The organism is Rosistilla ulvae (assembly GCF_007741475.1).
Lineage (GTDB): Bacteria > Planctomycetota > Planctomycetia > Pirellulales > Pirellulaceae > Rosistilla > Rosistilla ulvae.
On record NZ_CP036261.1, the window covers coordinates 644,892 to 663,340 of the forward strand.

At 57.4% G+C, this 18,449-nt stretch carries 11 protein-coding genes; 7 read left to right on the forward strand and 4 right to left on the reverse strand.

The features are described from left to right. Positions 1–23: 23 nt before the first annotated feature. Together EC9_RS02445 and EC9_RS27125 are read right to left on the reverse strand one after the other, a co-directional pair. Positions 24–2,516, reverse strand: coding sequence for a DUF1592 domain-containing protein (locus EC9_RS02445; RefSeq protein WP_145342082.1), 2,493 nt, complete (start codon positions 2,514–2,516; stop codon positions 24–26). A 67-nt stretch (positions 2,517–2,583) separates the two neighbouring features. Further along, positions 2,584–2,709 (reverse strand): hypothetical protein, encoded by a 126-nt coding sequence (locus tag EC9_RS27125; protein WP_261342919.1) that lies wholly within the window; start codon positions 2,707–2,709, stop codon positions 2,584–2,586. Between the two features lie 488 nt (positions 2,710–3,197). On the opposite strand from EC9_RS27125, the gene EC9_RS02450 reads away from it, so the two are divergent. The 7 genes from EC9_RS02450 to EC9_RS02480 all read left to right on the forward strand — a co-directional run bounded on the left by EC9_RS02450 (position 3,198) and on the right by EC9_RS02480 (position 15,390). Further along, complete coding sequence (locus tag EC9_RS02450) at positions 3,198–3,878, forward strand: GntR family transcriptional regulator (protein WP_145342084.1); 681 nt, start codon at positions 3,198–3,200, stop codon at positions 3,876–3,878. A 102-nt stretch (positions 3,879–3,980) separates the two neighbouring features. Further along, positions 3,981–7,178, forward strand: coding sequence for an efflux RND transporter permease subunit (locus tag EC9_RS02455; RefSeq protein WP_145342086.1), 3,198 nt, complete (start codon positions 3,981–3,983; stop codon positions 7,176–7,178). After that, complete coding sequence (locus EC9_RS02460) at positions 7,175–8,431, forward strand: efflux RND transporter periplasmic adaptor subunit (protein WP_145342088.1); 1,257 nt, start codon at positions 7,175–7,177, stop codon at positions 8,429–8,431. The genes EC9_RS02455 and EC9_RS02460 overlap by 4 nt, the downstream gene beginning before the upstream one ends. A 400-nt stretch (positions 8,432–8,831) precedes the next feature. Next, a complete protein-coding gene (locus tag EC9_RS02465) occupies positions 8,832–10,178 on the forward strand; it encodes a hypothetical protein (protein WP_246105919.1) in 1,347 nt (448 codons plus the stop codon). 304 nt (positions 10,179–10,482) lie between these two features. Continuing rightward, the gene (locus EC9_RS02470) at positions 10,483–10,953 is read left to right on the forward strand and encodes a hypothetical protein (protein WP_145342090.1); all 471 of its coding nucleotides are present in this window, start codon (positions 10,483–10,485) and stop codon (positions 10,951–10,953) included. Between the two features lie 339 nt (positions 10,954–11,292). After that, the gene (locus EC9_RS02475; RefSeq protein WP_145342092.1) at positions 11,293–14,295 is read left to right on the forward strand and encodes a DUF4838 domain-containing protein; all 3,003 of its coding nucleotides are present in this window, start codon (positions 11,293–11,295) and stop codon (positions 14,293–14,295) included. Between the two features lie 123 nt (positions 14,296–14,418). After that, the gene (locus EC9_RS02480) at positions 14,419–15,390 is read left to right on the forward strand and encodes a hypothetical protein (RefSeq protein ID WP_145342094.1); all 972 of its coding nucleotides are present in this window, start codon (positions 14,419–14,421) and stop codon (positions 15,388–15,390) included. 96 nt (positions 15,391–15,486) lie between these two features. On the opposite strand, the gene EC9_RS02485 is transcribed toward EC9_RS02480, so the two are convergent. Continuing rightward, positions 15,487–16,287 (reverse strand): NYN domain-containing protein, encoded by an 801-nt coding sequence (locus tag EC9_RS02485; protein ID WP_145342096.1) that lies wholly within the window; start codon positions 16,285–16,287, stop codon positions 15,487–15,489. A 214-nt stretch (positions 16,288–16,501) separates the two neighbouring features. After that, positions 16,502–18,055: a 2-isopropylmalate synthase gene (locus tag EC9_RS02490; RefSeq protein ID WP_145117468.1), complete on the reverse strand. Its 1,554-nt coding sequence runs from the start codon at positions 18,053–18,055 to the stop codon at positions 16,502–16,504. Positions 18,056–18,449: the final 394 nt, after the last annotated feature.

Below are 18,449 nucleotides of genomic sequence, written 5' to 3' on the forward strand. Positions count from 1 at the left end.
AGGATTCTCATTACTTTGGTTGGTTAGCGTTTGCGGATCAGGTTGGACAGGGCCACGGCTCGGACGACATCTTTGACACGGTAGTCGTGCTTTTTGGCTTCCGCCTGGATCGCCGCCACTTCCTCTTGATCGTCCACGGTGAGGACGCGGCGGAGAGCGTAGGTGCAAAGGTGTTCGATGAAGGCCCGCGCGATTTGGTCGCGGTCTTCGAGCAGCAGCTGTTTGAATTGGACAGAATCCTCGAATGAACGGCCGCCAGGTAGCACGCCGGAGGAATCGATCTTGGGATCCTCACCGAGGCCCGCCGCGGCCTTTTCGTGGGTGCGCCACTGGCCGATGGCATCGTAGTTATCCCAGGCGAGTCCCAAGGGGTCGATTCTCGCGTGGCAAGCGGCACAGTTGGCGTCGCTGCGATGCGCCTCGATCTTCTGGCGAAGGGTGGCCTTAGGGCTTTTCGGCGGAGTGGGTTCGATGGCGCTCACGTTGGCTGGCGGGGGCGGGGGCGTTTTGTTGAAGATCGATTCGCTGACCCACACGCCGCGGTGGACCGGGCGATGGCGAGTGCCGTCGGAGGTCAGCCCGAGTACCGCCCCCATCGTGAGCAGACCGCCGCGATGATCCTCGGGCTTCAGCGCGACGCGCTGAAAGCCGCCCGACTTGGGTTCCGGCAGTCCGTAGAAATCGCACAGCCGGGCGTTGGCCATCGTCCAATCGGAATCGATGAAACTGTCGATCGGTAGGTTCTTCGCGAACATCTCACGGAAATATTCGATCGGCTCAGATCGCATGCTCGTCTCGAGCCACGCGTCGTAGACGGGGTAGAGCTTCTTGTCAGGGGGAAACATTCCCACGCGGTGCAGTTGCAGCCACTGTCGCGAGAAGTCGTCGACCAGGCGATGGATCTTGTCGTCCGTCAACATCCGGTCCACTTCCTGCTTCAGCCCATCACCATTCAGGGAGCCCGCTTGGGCAGCGTTGAATAGGATATCGTCGGGCATCGAACTCCAAAGGAAATACGAGAGCCTGGAGGCCAGTTCCCAGTCGTTGAGGCGTTCGCGAGCCTCCGGTTCGCCCTCGACGAGGTAGATGAAGTGTCTGGAGGTCAGCACGCCCACCATCGCGACACGAAAGGCGTCGGCCGTCTTCTCTCCTGCTTCTCGCTCGAAGCGGTAGGCTTGCAGATATGCCTCCAGCTCTTCCGTTTTCACCGGCCGCCGCCAGGCTCGTTCGGCGAAGCGTTGAAGATGCGCTGCGACCACTTCGGGCGCCGCGTCATCGGGAGGGACAAGATCGTTGCGCAGTGACTTTTCAGATTCCGTAACAAGTGGTCCCTCCCACTGGATCCAATCGAGGAGCACGGTGGAGAAGATGCCGTTCCCCTTGTCATCGAACATCTGTGGAGCGTTCGGATTCAGGAGCAGGGTCTCGCTGCTGTGTGTGAAGATGTAACCGCCTCGGCTGCTGAGCGCATTGCGGAAGGCGGCACCGGCTCTTCGGTCCACTACATCGGTCGCCACCACGCAGAAGTGCAGGCTCGTGGGCATCTCGAGAAACACCTCGAACTCATAAACCTGCGGACTATCCTCCGGGGCGGTGAGGTCAAACTCGATGAGGCCATCCACCGTCTCCTCACCCGTCCGCTTGCCGATGCTCAGATGGGCCGGCTGGCCATCGGTCGGCCGGATTCCACTGGCTTGGATGCGGACTTTGTACAGCCCACTGTGCTCCGGCCCCGTCCTTCCGAACCAGTTGGACGAGAGCGCGTTCTGGACATTGCCGGGAAACAGCAGATACCGCAGCGGCCGCTTGATGCCGAATCGGTCCAACGCCGCTTGTTGGGCCTTGCCACCGCGGTACCGCAATTCGGCAGCAGTCTTGTGGACTTTGCGTGTCTCGCTGGAGGTAGCGGGGAAGGCCCTGTCGAGGACGAGTTCCGCGGCGCGGTAGTAGCGATCGATATGCGATGGGGAGAGTGAAAGCTCGGACCCGATGCGCTCAAAACCATGCCATAGCGTATCTTCGTTCAACTCGCCCGGCTTGGTGGGATCATAGCGCACGCCGAGCAGATCATAGACGGTATTCTGATATTCTTTGCGACTCAGACGATAATGTGCCACTGCTGGTCGGGCCGCCATCCGCGCCGCCCGTCCCTCTTTAAGCCTCGCGTCGAGCTTCGCAACAAATGCCGAGATCTCCGCCAGCGTTGGCTGCGGCTCGTTCTCGGGGGGCATCTCGCCGCTGTTGATCTTCTCGAGCGCCTCCGCCCAGTGATGGCTGTCGATGCCCGACTTGAAATCGCGAGAGAGTTGGTTGATCCGCACGTCCCCCTCTTCGTTCTCAGGGCCATGGCACCGCACGCAATGCGTCTCCAGGAAGGCTTCAAACGGTTCCGACCCGCCGGCGGCACTCTCTAAGCCAAGTCCGGCAGCGAGGAACAACAGGGTGGCGATGAAGCAGCGAGGCACCTTCGAGGTGGGAGGAACGACGAGATGGGGTTCGATGAATTGGTTCGTCATTGGAAAGTAAGTTCTCTGCATTGCAATAAAAACGGAGTCTCGATTTGCCTGCTTCCGTCAGTCCAGCTCACGCATCGGCTCGGTATTGGCGTCCATCGGGTTGCCACATCTCACGAAGTTCGAAGCGATCGGGAGCGTGAGACCGTAGTGCACGCAGCGGCTGCTTAAACGATGTGATGGGGATGTGTTTCACTTTACTTCCATTTTGTGTGATTTGCACGCCCCTAGAAGGGTGCGTCATGCATTGGCCCCCAGTCTCGTTGGCCTGGCTCGGGAATCGCTGTAGCGCAGCCGTGCTTCGGTTTTCTCAGACGTTGCAGGGGAACAAGAACAGCCATTTCTCGCAAGCGATCGATGGCGACGTGGCTCGTGAGCGAAAAACGATGGACCGGACCAGAGTCTCCTCGTGGCGGTGATTCTGGTTTCCGCCCGTCGCAAGTTTGCTCGGGAAAAATCTACGGAAGGGCAGGGCAGGGGGGCTTTGGCGGATTGGGGCTTGATGCGACCTTCTGCCTATGTCGAAGGTGAATCACGGTGCCGCAAGGCCTGCGAGGGGAGCGGCGAATGGTATCGCAGCTGCCGTGATAGTCGCGCTTATTGCCCGCTTTTCACGTTTTCTCTTGAGGTTTATGCGATTATCGATAATATAGGAATTGTGATCTGTTGTGAGGCGAGGGGCGGATGTTTGAACGGAAGTGTATGAGCGACGTGATTCGCGATCGCATCGCGGGCCGGATTTACGACGGTTCGCTGCAGCCGGGAGAGAGGTTGCGCGAGCTGGCGATTGCGGAAGAGTTTGGCACCAGCCAAACGCCAGTTCGTGAGGCGCTGCGGGAACTCGAAGCGCTCCGCTTGGTTCATTCGGAAGCCTACAAAGGGACGCGTGTTCGCGAGATCACCGCGCGGGAGATGACCGAGGTCTATCTGGTCCGCGCGATCCTGGAACAACGCGCCGCCGAACTGGCTGGCTCGCGATTAGAAAACAACGTGGAACCGTTGGATCGAGAGGTCGATCGGATTTGTGATTCCGCGGCGGATGGGGATGTCGATGGGTACGCCCGGCACAACCTCGACTTCCACCGCCAGATCGTGGTCGCGGCAGACAACATGGTCCTGCTGCAGACCTGGGACTCATTACGTTTTGAAGCGAAGATCCGCATCAACTTGATACGCAAGATGCCGTCGATCGTTGAACGCGCCGCCGAACACCGGCCGATCGTCGCTGCGTTGCGACGCGGTGATGGGGACGCAGCGGGGCGATTGTTGCGCGAACATTCCGAATCCTTTGCCGCCGTTTGGGCTGAAGAAGCCGCCGCACAATTGAAGACGCAAGAGATGGAGGCGCAAGAGACATCGTCCTAGCCGACTTCGCCAAACCCTCCCCAACCCACCGCTGGATCGCGATCGGCGATCCACAAAAAATCCCACCTGAATTTCGACCTGCCACCCTGAGACTGTTCTGTCATGTGGATCGTCCGCTTGGCGCTGATGCGCCCCTACACCTTCGTCGTCGCATCGATGTTGATCGCCATCGCCGGCGTGATCTCGATTCGTCGGATGGAGACCGACATCTTTCCGCAAGTCAATATTCCGGTCGTCGCGATCATCTGGAATTACGAGGGGATTCCGCCGGACGAAATGGAGAAGCGGATCGTCGGCAGCTTTGAACGGGTGCTCTTCTCCACCGTCAGCGATATCGAACATGTCGAGAGCCAGTCGCTCAACGGGATCAGCGTCGTCAAGGTCTTCCTGCAGGAAGGGGCAAGCATCGAAGCGGCGATTTCGCAGATCGTCGCAACTTCGCAGCAGTCGCTGAAGTCGATGCCGCCGGGAATTTTTCCGCCGCTGGTGATGCGGTACAACGCGGCCAACGTGCCGATCGTGCAGGCGTCGATCGGCAGCGATGTGCTGACCGAACAGCAGTTGTACGACTTGGCGATCAACACGATGCGGCCTGGATTGGCGCCGGTCCGCGGTGCGCAGCTGACCTGGCCGTACGGCGGCAAAGTGCGTCAGATCATGATCGATATCGATCCGGAAAAACTGCACGCCTGGGGCATCTCGCCGGGAGAGATCTCCGAGGCGGTCAACGTGCAGAATCTGATCCTTCCCTCCGGATCGGTCAAGATCGGCGTTCAGGAGATGAACGTCCGGCTCAACGGCAGCACCCAGGCAGTCGAGGCGATCAGCGAACTGCCGATCAAATCGATTGGCAATCGAACGATCACGATCGGCGACGTGGCGGTGGTGCGCGATGGTTTTGCCCCGCAGCGGAACATCGTCCACGTCGATGGAAAACGCGGCGTGTTGCAGCCGATTTTGAAGTCCAGCGGATCGACGTTAGATATCGTCCGCGGAGTTCGCGATCGGTTGCCGGCGGTGTTGAACACGTTGCCCGAAGCGATGAAGGTGACGCTGTTGGCCGATCAATCGATCTTTGTTCGCAATGCGGTGCACGGCGTGTTGGTCGAAGCGGCGATCGCCGCGGGGCTGACCGGAGCGATGATTCTGTTGTTCTTGGGGTCGTGGCGTAGCACGCTGATCATTGTGATTTCGATCCCGCTTGCGATCCTCGCCTCGATCACCGTCATGGGCGCGCTGGGCCATTCGCTCAACGTGATGACCTTGGGCGGGCTGGCTTTGGCCGTTGGTATTCTGGTCGACGACGCAACGGTGGAGATCGAAAACATCCATCGCAATCTGCATCAGAAGAAAGGGCTCACGCGGTCGATCCTCGATGGAGCACAACAGATCGCGATGCCTGCGCTTGTTTCGACACTCTGCATCTGCATTGTTTTCCTGCCCGTCTGGTTTATCACCGGAACCGCCCGCGCACTGTTTGTGCCGATGGCGATGGCGGTGGTCTTCGCGATGCTGGCTAGTTATCTGTTGAGTCGGACGTTGGTCCCGACGATGACCCGCTATCTGTTGGCTGCGGAGGTCGACCGCTATGTGACGGCCGATGGTTCGGCAGACGGAAGCGGGCTCTTCATGCGACTTCACCACGTCTTCAATCGCGCTTTTGAATGGATGCGGGGGATCTATGGCAGTGGCTTGTCGTGGCTGCTGGCGCATCGCATCGCCGTGACGGTGCTGTTCCTCGGTTTTTCGCTCGGGTCCTTTGTGCTGTTGCCCATGATCGGGCAGGATTTCTTTCCCTCGGTCGATTCGGGGCAGATGCGGTTGCATGTGCGAGCCCCTGCGGGAACGCGCGTCGAAGAGACCGAACGCCACTTCGCCCGCGTGGTCGATACGGTTCGCGAAGTCATCCCGGCCGAAGAGATCGAATCGATCATCGACAACATGGGGATTCCGAACAGTGGAATCAATCTGGCGCTCAGCGATGGCACGTTGATGTCGTCGGCCGACGGTGAGATTCTGATCACGCTGGGGCAGGGGCATGCGCCAACCGACGTCTACAAAAAGAATTTGCGTGGCGAGTTGATGCGCCGCTTTCCCGAATTGATCTTCTTCTTCAAACCGCCAGATATCATCACCCAGGTCCTGAACTTTGGACTCTCGGCCCCCGTCGATATCCAACTGGTGGGACCGCGAAGGAATCTGGCAGCCAATTATGAAATCGCCAAACAGATTCGCGACCAGCTGCAAGAGATCCCGGGTGCGGCCGATGTGCGGATCCACCAGGTGCCCTACGCTCCGGAGTTGCAGATCGAAACCGATCGAACCCTTTTGAGTCAGTTGGGGATTTCGCAGCGTGAACTGGCCAACGATGTGTTGGTTTCGCTCAGCTCCAGCAAACAAGCGGCTCCCAACTACTGGCTGGATCCGAAGAAGGGGATTCAGTATCCGTTGGTCGTTCAATCGCCACAGCGCCAGGTGACTTCGGTTGCCGCGATTTCGGCGACTCCGATCACGTCGCGCGAAGATGCCAATGCGTCTCAGTTGTTGGGCAACCTGGCTCAGGTGACGCGCCGCGTTGGACCAACCAACGTGACCCACTACAACGTGGCACCGAGCCTGGATGTGCTGGCCAATGTCGAAGGGACCGATCTGGGGAGCGTCGCGGCGGAGGTCGATCGCGTGCTGGCCGGATTCCAGGATCAATTGCCGCGGGGGACGACGCTGAAGGTTCGCGGCCAAGTCGACAGCATGCGTTCGTCCTTCACCGCACTCTCCTACGGCGTGCTGTTTGCGATCGTGTTGGTTTATCTATTGATGGTCGTCAACTTTCAATCGTGGACCGACCCGTTGATCGTCTTGATGGCGTTGCCGGGAGCGTTGTGCGGCATCATTTGGATGCTGTTTGTCACGCAGACGACGATCAGCGTGCCGTCGTTGATGGGAACGATCATGTGCGTTGGGGTTGCCACCGCAAACTCCATTCTGGTCGTCACGTTTGCTAACGATCAACGGCGACTCGGCAAGAACGCGCACGATGCCGCTTGGGCGGCCGGCGTGACGCGGATTCGCCCCGTCCTGATGACGGCCGGAGCGATGATTCTAGGCATGTTGCCGATGGCGTTGGGGATTGGCGAAGGTGCCGAACAGAACGCTCCGCTGGGACGCGCGGTGATCGGGGGACTGATGATGGCAACCGTTGCCACGCTGGTCTTTGTGCCCGTTATGTACAGCTTGATTCGCGTCAAACCACCGCGAGCTATCGAAGATCTGGATCGAATCGAGGAATTTGGGAAAGCATGAACGAACACACATTAACAATCGACGCCGATACGATCGACGACATCGGCGATCCCGCTCCGGTGCCCAACGTGCCGGCGTGGAAGTTGGCTTTCTTGATCCTTGCGCTAACCGGAATGATCGTCGCCGCATTTTTTGTCGGCTGGTTGCCCAAGACGCATCGCCAGCAAACGCTTGTCGAGACGGTGCAGCGGCAGAAAGCGATGCTGCCGATCGTGGAGATCGTTTTGCCGAAGCCGGCCTTGGAGACGGTCGAAGTCACTTTCCCCGGCGAGATCGAAGCGCTCGAAGAGACGGTGATCTATGCGCGAACCAGTGGCTACTTGAAGCGGTGGCACGTCGACATCGGTGACACCGTCCAACAGGGCCAACTGTTGGCCGAAATCGATACGCCCGAGGTCGATCAGCAGTTGCAGCAGGCTTTGGCAAATGTCGAACAGCTCAAGGCGCGTCGGGAAGTGGCTGAGACCAAGTTGGAGCTGACTCGCTATACGCTGACCCGATTGGATGAATTGCTTCAGTCGCAGGCCGCCTCGCGTCAGGAATACGATGAGAGTCAAGCGGAGTTTGCGGTCGCCGAACACCAGGTGAAAGTGGCGGATGCCGACATCGCTGCCGGAATGGCTGAATTGCAACGGATCAAGGAATTACAGTCGTTTGCGAAAGTCTACGCGCCGTTCGCCGGGACGATCGTCGAGCGTTCGATCGATCTTGGTCAGCTGGTGACCTCCGGCAGCGGACAGGCTCAATCCCTGTTTCGTTTGGTCTCAACCGACCGTGTCCGGGGCGTCGTGCACGTTCCTCAGATCTACGCATTTAACATCGAGCCCGGTGAACAGGCTCAGCTGTTGGTGCGCGAAATGGCGGACAGGACCTTCGTCGGCGCAGTCGCCCGCACCGCGCGATCGCTCGACCTGCAAACCCGCACGATGCGAATCGAAATCGAATTCGACAACTCCGACGGCCAACTGCTCCCAGGAGCGTACGTGCAGGTCCGCCTGCCGGTGCGTCGTCCCAATCCACCGATGTTGATTCCCGCATCGGCGTTGATCTTTAACGCCAGCGGTTCGCAGATCGCAACGGTCAACGCCGAGAACTTGGTGGAGCTGCGAGCGGTCGACGTCGATGCCGACTACGGGAACGTGTTGGGAATCGCCACCGGGATCGAATCGACCGACCGAATCGTTGTCAATCCAGGCGAACGCTTGGTCGACGGCATGTCGGTAACCATCGCCGAACCCGACGCCGCGGGTTGAATGAAGCAACACCGAAGTCCCAGCAACTGACGCTCAGACCGAAACAAAACCGCGGCAGCACCGGCCGCATAAAGCCTACGGCGCGAGCCGCAGGAAAGGTTGGGCGTGGGCTCAGCACGGAGCCTCGGATGGGAAGACTGTCTCTCCGGCGAGGGCCGAAGGACCGGCGATTTGCATATAGCTCTGGTCAAACGGTGCGAGCCTAGCGAGCGGAGTGCCCGCTGATACCTCCTATTGAAACACTGTTTAACCTGTCGACGAATACGTCCGAGTTGAAACGTGTTGCTTTGGCGAGTTAGAATTAGCTCGCGAATGAATCAATAGGAGTCGTCTCCACATCAACGGGCGACAACTCGCCGCCACGGGCATGCGTGATTTGAAACCCACTAGGAATCATCCGATGATCTTTGAGTACCGGTGTCTTGCTTGTTGGTCCTTGATTTGGGTGAGTTGCATCGGTGCAGATGGAGTTATATCTGCTGAAGAAGCAAACCCCAACGCAAGAGCAGCAGACAGTCGCGTGTCGTGGCAGGCACAAGTTGTCGAGAACGCGCGGATCATGTCGCGAGTGAAATGGAGTCCCGTCGCCAGTGGAATGCCGAAGCGAGGAGGGTATTTCGAAAAAGGAGTCGAATACACCGGTGTTCCCTATTCAAGTGTCAAATCTGTGGGACGCTATGTCGGATACGACATTTTTCTCAAGACATTTTTGGCGGCAGTCGAGAATCCCCGCAGCGTGCTCTACACCGAAAATTTGCGTGGAAAGGTGAGCAACGCAGAGTGCTACTATGGGAAGGTCTGTTCTTCTTATACCAGCTATGCTTTGCAGTGCGGCATCTGGTATGTGAGCCGGTTGCATGGCCCGCCGCATCGCAACGGAGTTCGGGTTGTGGATTCGCCGTCGGCTCAAACCGCGGAAGTGGGCGACGTTATTTACACGCCGCCAGCGACAGCAGGTGGTGGTTCACACGTAGAACTCATAACAGGATTCACCAGGGACGCCGATGGTAAAGTAACTCACGTCCGTGTCGAGGATAGCTGGCCCCAAACGACTCGGAATAACAACCGCAGCGTCAAGAACTTCAATTCGCATGTTCGCGCTAGAGGGCGACAGTTGTTGCGGATTACCGATTTAGACGCCTGGCGCGAAGGCAATCGAGCGGAATCCTTTCTGTTTCCAAACTACCGCGAAGATTCCGCATCGCCAGAGATCAACCGCGTCTTGCTTCTCGACCTCGGGGATTGGGTCCCTTACCACAAAGGGCAGGACGTTAAGTTCAACATCATGGACAGGGATGATCAGGGCGTGAAAGCTCTTGTTGTTAAACGGGGAGAGACTGTCGTTGAAACAATCAACCGGCCCGGAAAGGGTGTCATCGAACTCTCGTTTTCAACTTGTGGCGACTACACTGCGCACTGCGTGATGGACGACGATTCGCTCAGCCAGGTGTGCGAATTCGCTGTTTGTGATCTTGATTTCACTATGCCCGTCGATGCGATAGCCCTAGGGGAAACATGGGAGATCGATATCGACTCCGAAAACATGGACGTCATCATTGTGTACTTTAAGAGCGACGCAAACAGCTACGAAGAACACAACGTGTTTGTTTCCGATCAAGAACGGCAAGCGGGAAAAGTTGTCATTCCTGCAGATATGCTTCAAGGCAAAGGGAAGCTGCAAGTGTGGCTGATAGGCGAGAACCGATATGGAAGGTTGAAGAAACGAAGAGATGCGGTGGTTGAATGATATGACATGGTGGTCCGCGTGGATCACGTTTTATCCAGGGACGTTGTTGTCTCGATTCATTTGCCTGCCGAGCCTTTTTTAATACGAGTCGAAGCGTCCGGTGAGCAACGCCGGGAATTGCCACGAACCAGATGACGCTGCGGATCGAGGGAGTTTGATTGGCAACAGGAGAGCGATTCGTGCCTGCCCCAGAAGTTGATTTGAATGTTGGTTTCCATTCGCCTTCGGTCATGTGTCAAGTCCATGCCATCGGTTGATGGATGATGAATCGCATACTCGTTTTGTCGAATCGAAAGGTACTGGAATGAAGACGTTTCTTCAGATCATGTTGTGGCTAATCGTGGCCACTGGATTGAGCTACGGCGCACAGTCGCTCGACGGCGTTGGCACTTCACCAGAACGAAGCGACAACGCGACAGCATTCGATGCAGCCCTCAGTGCGCAACCAAAGCTGTTGCGAATTTCGGGGCGTTTTGACGGCAGTGGGCGAATCCGGTTCACTCGCCGTGTCGTGCGTTACGAACACAAAAGCTGGCAGCCCCCGAGTCGTGTTCTCTTCGACGGTGAACCTTGGACGAAATTGGATCGAACACCGGCACCGTGGCGTGATTTCGGAACTCGTTTGGATCTGTCAAAGGCATGGATCGCCAAGCGAAAAGGTCGCGACGTGATCGCACTGGAACATACGCCCGACGGTTTCGATCTGTACATCTGCGACTCGCCAAACGGTTCGGGCGACTACAGCGTGACGCTTGCTATTCCGCGACGAAAATGATTTGCGGCGGGGTAAAGCGAACCTAATCCGGCGCGCTGAAGGGGGCCGTTGTTTTTGACCAGCGCTATGGAGGCGACGTAACGCTGTGTCGGAAGCAAAGGCGGACACGGGGCCCTCGCTCGCTCTGTGGCAAGGAACTCGCCCTTCGTCGGCGGTTAGCGTGGGGCTGCGGTCCTTTGCGGCTTGCTATCACTGGTGCGTTCGATTAGCCTTCTCGATTCTCTCCGGTTGCACTTTGATGATGCCGTCGATCGGCGATTCGCTTGTGCGGAATTGAGATCGCATCGCCCAAAAACTGCAGTTCTCCCGAACAAACGCAGTCACACCACGGATTAGATCATGCGTAAACGCATTCCCTTTCTTGCCGCTTTATTCGGTTGCCTGTTGGCGAACATGGTGGCGGCGGATGAAACCATCGTTGCAAGTTTGGCGGTCGAGCCGAACACTTGTTATCGCTTGCAGTTCGACGCGGAGGCGGGTGGGGAATCGGCTACTTGGTTACTCGACACGATCGATGAACATGGGGATGTCCCGCACGCGGGCAGTCACCACGATGCGTGGCAACAGATCACGCCCGAGCAAAGCCGCTACGTTCATGTCTTTCGCTCTGTCCCCAATGCAACAACGGTTAATCTTGCGGTTCGCGGCGAAGGGAAACTGCCACGAGTGAGCGACGTGCAATTGCAGGCGGTGACGGTGGAGAGCTTGTTTGTGAACGGAGATTTCAGCGAAGGGGCCGGAAACTATTCCGGTTGGTCGGAAACACTCAACACGCGTTTTGTCGAAGTCGACGGCAAGACAGCCTTAAAGATCGAGCACAACGGTTATGCGTTGACCGATCGCATTCCGGTGGTTGGCGGAGCGGACTATCGCTTCGACGCTGGGGCGGCGATGCCAAACTACGTCTTGGCTTACGATTCCGATATGCATCTTCTAACGCCGGCTCCCTACAACCGCCACCGCGAACTGAAGACTCCCGAACAGGCGGCCTATCTTCGGTTGTTGTATCAGACCAGCTTTGACCACATCCCTGCTTACCGAACAAAAACGATGACGGGTGTGGGGCTGCGGCCAGTTGATGCCGACGCTGTCGCGGACGAGACGGATCTTCCGCTGTACCCTGGCGAAGTTGTGCTCGACAGCCGAGCCGATCCACGCGAGCTTCGGGCGGCTCACGAGCTGTGTCATTGGATCCGGGAGATTACCGGCAAACGGCTGGTCCTGCTCGCGCAGCCCTCCCAACGCGACAACACCAAGTTTTTGCTTGGGGCCAAGTGGGCACAGGAATATCAAAACGACATCGACTATCTGGCCGGATCGGATGGATATGCCATCCGCCGCAGCGGAAACAGGATCCATGTATTTGGAAGCCACCCACGCGGGACGTTGTTTGGCGTTCATGCGCTGCTAGAGAAAAACACCGACATCATCTGGCCGCGGCCGCATCCGGATTTCGTCGCGGTATATTCACATGTACCCGAAATCGAATTCTCGCAGACTGATCTAATCTCCCGACCCGCGTTTAAGGTGCGTCAGATTTCCTTTCCCGGTGGCGATCGGAATCCCGTGATCAGCCACGACTGGATCGGCCGCAACGGCGGCAACTCGCCGATGAAATTAGGGAAAGGCTTCCAGTATCTGAATTGGTTGTCGGGAGCGACGATCGGCGCCGGAGGCGGCTACATTTGGAGTTTCATGGGGCTGAAGCAAGAGGACGAAACGCTATACCCGCTGGTCAACGGCAACCGCCTGCGCAACATGTGGCGTCAGCCCTGTTACACGCACAGTGACGTTCCTAAGGTCATGGCTGACGCCGCCCGCGAAATGCTGGAAAGCGTCCCGGGCCGAAAGCTCGAGTTTCTAATCTCGCGAGTGGGAGACAATTGGGAGGTCTGTAGTTGTTCCGAGTGCATGCAGCCGATTCGGTTAGCCGATGGCAGTGAATTGGCTCCCAAAGCGACAAGCAGTATCAAAGATCCGCTTTTCTTTTCGACTCGCAATTACATGATGCTGAATCGGATGGCGGAAGAGTTGGTCAAGGATTATCCCGACCTCGAATTACATACGCACGCTTACATTTTTGCCGCCGAGCCGCCCAAGGTGAAGCTGCATCCAGCGATCGTGCCTCACTTCGCTGCATACCCGACGAAAAACGAACGCTATCCCATCTTGGAACAGCCCTCCAGGCCGGGCGCTGTTTGGGGCAGGCGGATGCGACAGTGGAGCGAGGAGCAAGAAGTCCGGTTTGGATTTTTTGGCTACTACTACACCGCAGGTTTCAATGCGCTGGCCGACACGGCCGGGCCCGACTACAAGGCGCTAGCCGAGATGGGGGGCATCCACGCACATTGCGAAGGATTTGCTGTCGATTCGACCGACACGAGCAACTGGGATGTAGACGGTTGCGAGAAATGGGCGATCGCTAAACTGCAATGGGACCCGACGTTGGATCCGGCGGCACTGCGGGATGAATACATCACTCGCACCTACCGCGAAGCGTCCGAACTGATGCGGCAGTTCTACCAGATCATCAACGATTCATGGCACGATTCCAGTAATCCCACGACGGTGAATTGTCACACGCCGGCTGCGGAATTGTTCCAGAAGTTCATCGTCGATCCTGGAGTTGAGAAGCGTGCGCGGGCCGCGTTGTTAGAAGCCCGAACGCTTGCAACCGATTCAAAAACTCAAAAGTTGGTCGAGCGAGTTCTCGAAAAGTTTGACCACTATGCTGCCGGACTCAATCGCCTGCCAGTTCCGTTGGTTCCCGAATCGACCGAGCAATGGAACCAGTACGATTCGCAACACTGGTACAAGGCTCATGAGATCAGCGGGTTCAAGCGAATCGCTAATGCAGAGCCACTCGCTGAGGATACGCCGGCGCAGTACGCAACAACCGTTGCGATGATGCGGGACAAGGATCATCTGTATTTCAAGATCGATGCTTTTGCGAATGACGATCCGGCGACGGTTGCCTCGCAACCGTTGAATGCTTTCCCGCAGGGGGATCGCGTCGAAATTGTGCTTCGGTCCGGTGCCGACACCTACTATTGGGCGGTCGGTGAGGATTGCGGAACTTATTTGTTGAAGAACTGGAACACGGCGGAGTCGGCCTGGAACAACGAGGTTCGTACACAGCATGATCGAGGCGAAGGGCGTTGGTCGGTGCTGCTGGCAGTTCCATTGAAAGATATCGGCGCGGATCGGGACAGCATCGATATCGATGGCAAGTTCAGCAGGGTCGTCCATCCTCAGAGTGCCAAACGCGAGGAAAGCACTTACGACGGTCGCGGCATCTTCACCGAGCACAAACTGTTGCGCAGTCCGTTTCAGTTTGATTAGCTGTTCCCAGTCGACCGCTGATTCCTGCGTCATGCGATCGGTTTGTTATTCGTCTCGCGGGCCGTACTGTCTCGCTGTTGTGCAGACGCCTTCATCTTGAAATTACAACTGAAATTCGCTCCCATGAAAACGATCCTACAACTCGCCGGACTCTGTTTATTGTCGGGAGCCGCAACGGCGCACGCACAAACTCTGCTGAGCATTCCCTTCGACAACGCGGACGATCTCCAGCACTTCGTCGCCCCGGTCGATGAGCTGGCGGTAGAGCCCGTGTTTGATAACCAACGCTGTCTCGTCATCGGCGGTGATGTTGACGCTCGCGCGTTGAAGCCGATCGGCGTGCAAGCGTTACAAAAATACAAGCTCATGATTCGAGCAGCCGTCGACGATTCCGACACCGTCGAAACCAACGACCGGCTGCCCGAGATCCTTGCCAAGAATGGCGGCAAGAGTTTCACTGCCTGCCAATTGACGTTCTTCGACAAGGATGGTGAAGAGACGTCCTTTTTGTTGTATGGAAGAATTCGGATGCGGACCGATCCCATCTCGATCATCTCGGGGCAATTGCACGAGTTCATCTCCGTCTTTTATGCACCACCCGAGGCTGAAACGCTGCAATTGAAACTGTTGCCGCGGGGACGGAAGGTCTGGATCGATGAGATCGTTCTCGAGCGAGAGACGTCGGAGGGGACGGAGAATGGGAACCCCGATTTTCGATACGGCAAGTTCAATCTCAGCGGTTGGGATCCAGGTTCGGAGGGGCGGCTGTACGTTCGGTCCGACGGGAAAAATGTGTTGAAATGTGGAACGAGCGGCGGAAGTTCATTTTTCGCCGTGGACGATCAAGCCAGGTATTCTTTTCATTGCAAGGGAAAAGGCTACTCCAAAACCGCTGGGAAAGTCACCGTTTCGTTTTACGATATGACGGGTAAAGACCTGGGATACACGCACTTGTTTTGGGACAGAGACATGGAGGAAGGAGCCACCAAAACTGACATCAAGCCACCGCCTGGAGCAAAGTTGGCGATGCTGAAATCTTCTCGCTTGATCCTCGAAAAGGTGATGGTAACTCAAGACACGCCGGCAACGGATTAGTGTTTCTGCGATAGGTCGCGGCTGGTTGGCACTGCAGGCTATGCAAGCTTCAGATTTTGAAATACGGAAGTCTCGACTCCCCCGCGGCGTGTTGTCTCATTCATCCCAGAGGTCGTCGGTGTAGCCTTCGGGGAAGGGGTTGTAGTTCTCTTGCTGCAGTTTGCGTTTGCTGAGGTCGTCCGGTTTCGTTGCAGGCTGCTTCTTTTTGCTCCGCGGCGGCGCTGGCTTCTTGGGTGGCTTGGGCTGCGTTTTTTGTTTGGTTGCTTTTTTAGCTGGCTTTGCTTTGGGCTGGGGCAGGGCAGGGGGGCGTGGTTTGGGAATTGGCGATGGTTCTTCGGCGAGCGAGCTGAGTTCGTCTTGGATCGCGTCGGCATTAAACCGATCCAGCCAACGGGCCAATTGTTCGTCGGTCAGCGGGCTGTCGGGCTTGTGCGATTTGCCTCGCTTGGCCTGCCGATTGCCACGGCCTTGTTTGTTTTTCTTCGCACCGGTAGTGACTTGGCCAGCGAGCAGTCGTTCGTACCAGATGTCCGCGTCGACCGATTTCCCGCCGCGACGGTCGATCGCTTTTTGGAGCCGATGGTCCGACGAGACGACTGTCAATTGCTTGGGGTGCGAACTCTTTGCGATTAGGTCTTCGATCAAGTCGTCCGCTTCGGGATGGTCGACGGCATAGAGGATTTGGATTCCGCTGGAGTCGACCTGGTGGGCGTCGATCTGTTTTCCCGAGTGACGGTCGAAGACGATCGTCGTTTGGGGAAGGTCTTGCGGTTCCAAGTAGGCAGCGATCGTATCGATCAATCGCTGCCGCGCCCGTTCCAGCCATGCCGCTCCATGACCGGTTCCCATCAGGTCGGATTTGTGCAGCAGGTTGTATCCATCGATTAACAGACGCATAGATATCTACAGTGGCATTGGGAATCAAAGCCGTGTTGTCCTGCCGCGGCTGTCAACGGTCGCTTCTATCCTGTTACTAGCACGAAGCGCGAGCGAGTGTTGAATCTGTTACGAGCACGAAACACCCGCGAGTGTTGAATCTCCACTCGCTTGCGCTTCGTGCTAGTATTGCCAGGCGAAAGGCGACTCGCCATTCACCGTTTTGGCATCCGCGTCAGGAGGCGTTTTCGGTCTCCGCCGCGATCCGATTGACGGCGTTGAGCATCGCCAGGATCGTCGCTTCGACCGTGTCGGTGCTAACCCCGATCCCGCGATAGGTCTTGCCGTTATATTCGATCTCCAGCGTCGTTTCGCCTTGCGCGTCGCGACCCAGCGTGGCGCTGTGGACTTGAAAATCCTTGCACATGACTTTCATGCCGGTGATCTGTTCGACGGCCCAGAAGGCGGCGTCGATCGGTCCGTCTCCTTGGTTGACTTCGGCCGAGTGTTCTTCGTCGCCGCGGCGAAGCGTCAGCTTCACGGTCGGCGTGCTGGTCCGCGAGTTGCGAACTTCGTAATCGACAAGCGACCACTGGGCTTGGTTGTTGCCGGAGATCTGTTGTTGAATCAACGCAGTGATATCGCCGTCGTAGATCTCCTTTTTCTTATCAGCCAACGCCTTGAAGCGTTCGAAGACGACTTGTAATTGTTCGCCGGTCAATTGGAACCCGAGCTGGCGAGCGCGATCGGCAAGCGCCGCGCGACCGCTGTGCTTGCCCAACACGAGGTCGGTCTTGGCGAAGCCGACATCTTCGGGGCGGATGATCTCGTACGTGGTCGGTTCTTTTAACATCCCGTCTTGGTGGATCCCCGATTCGTGAGCGAAGGCGTTGCGGCCGACGATCGCCTTATTGCGTTGGACCGACATTCCGGTGGTGCTGCTGACCAATCGGCTCGCCGGAACCAGACGTTGGGTGTTGATCCGAGTGTCGACTTTGTAGAAGTCGGATCGGGTGCGGAGCGCCATCACCACTTCTTCCAACGAACAGTTGCCGGCTCGTTCGCCGATCCCGTTGATCGTGCATTCGACTTGCCCGGCACCAGCTTGAACTCCAGCCAAGCTGTTGGCGACCGCCATTCCCAAGTCGTCGTGGCAGTGGACGCTGATGACGGCTTTGTCGATGTTGGGCACGCGGTCGATCAACATCTTGATCCGAGCATGGAATTCAGTCGGAGTGGTGTAACCGACGGTGTCGGGGATGTTGATCGTTGTCGCTCCAGCGGTGATCGCTGCTTCGACGACGCGACACAAGAAATCGGGTTCGGTACGGGCTGCATCTTCGGGCGAAAATTCGACGTCGTCGCAGACATTGGCGGCACGCGTGACGCCCGCGATCGCCCGTTCGACGATTTCGTCGGTTGTCATCTTCAATTTGAACTGGCGATGGATCGCGCTGGTCGCCAAGAAGACGTGGATCCGTGGCTGTGGGGCTCCTTTGAGTGCTTCCCAGGCGCGGTCGATGTCCTTTTCGGCACAACGAGCGAGCCCGCAGATCGTGGCGCCGCGGACTGTTTGCGCGATCTCGCGGACAGCTTCGAAGTCGCCAGGCGACGCGATCGGAAAACCGGCTTCGATCACATCGACGCCCAATTCGACAAGCATCTGAGCGACTTCCAGTTTCTCGTTCAGATTCATGCTCGCGCCGGGCGATTGTTCGCCGTCGCGAAGCGTCGTGTCGAAGATCTTGATGTGGCGTGTTTCGGTCGATTCGTTATCGTTGACTGGCATGGAAAAGGTCCTGGAAATGCTGAGTCGGATTCGTCCAATAAAAAAACCCCGTGGCTCATCGACGAGCCACGGGGTTTGGTGATTTGTTACGTTCGCGGTTTTGCGAATCCAATCGTTCCCCTAGCACTCGCCCTTGGCAGCGCGTCGCAAGTATAGCGATAGGAGGTGCAGTTGGATGGTCATTGGGAAGACGTCGCAAATAAGGTGGAACGGGAGGCCGCTTCGATTATTGACTAGGCAAGCCCCGCGGTCAAGACAGCAGCAGGGCAGGGCGGGTTCGCGCTCTGGAGAATTAATACAACACGCATTACCACGCGGGCGTCGGGGCTCCCCCAGCCATCGCTCTGCGGATCGTCTCGCTGACTGCGGGAACGCTGGCAGAATGAGAAAAGCG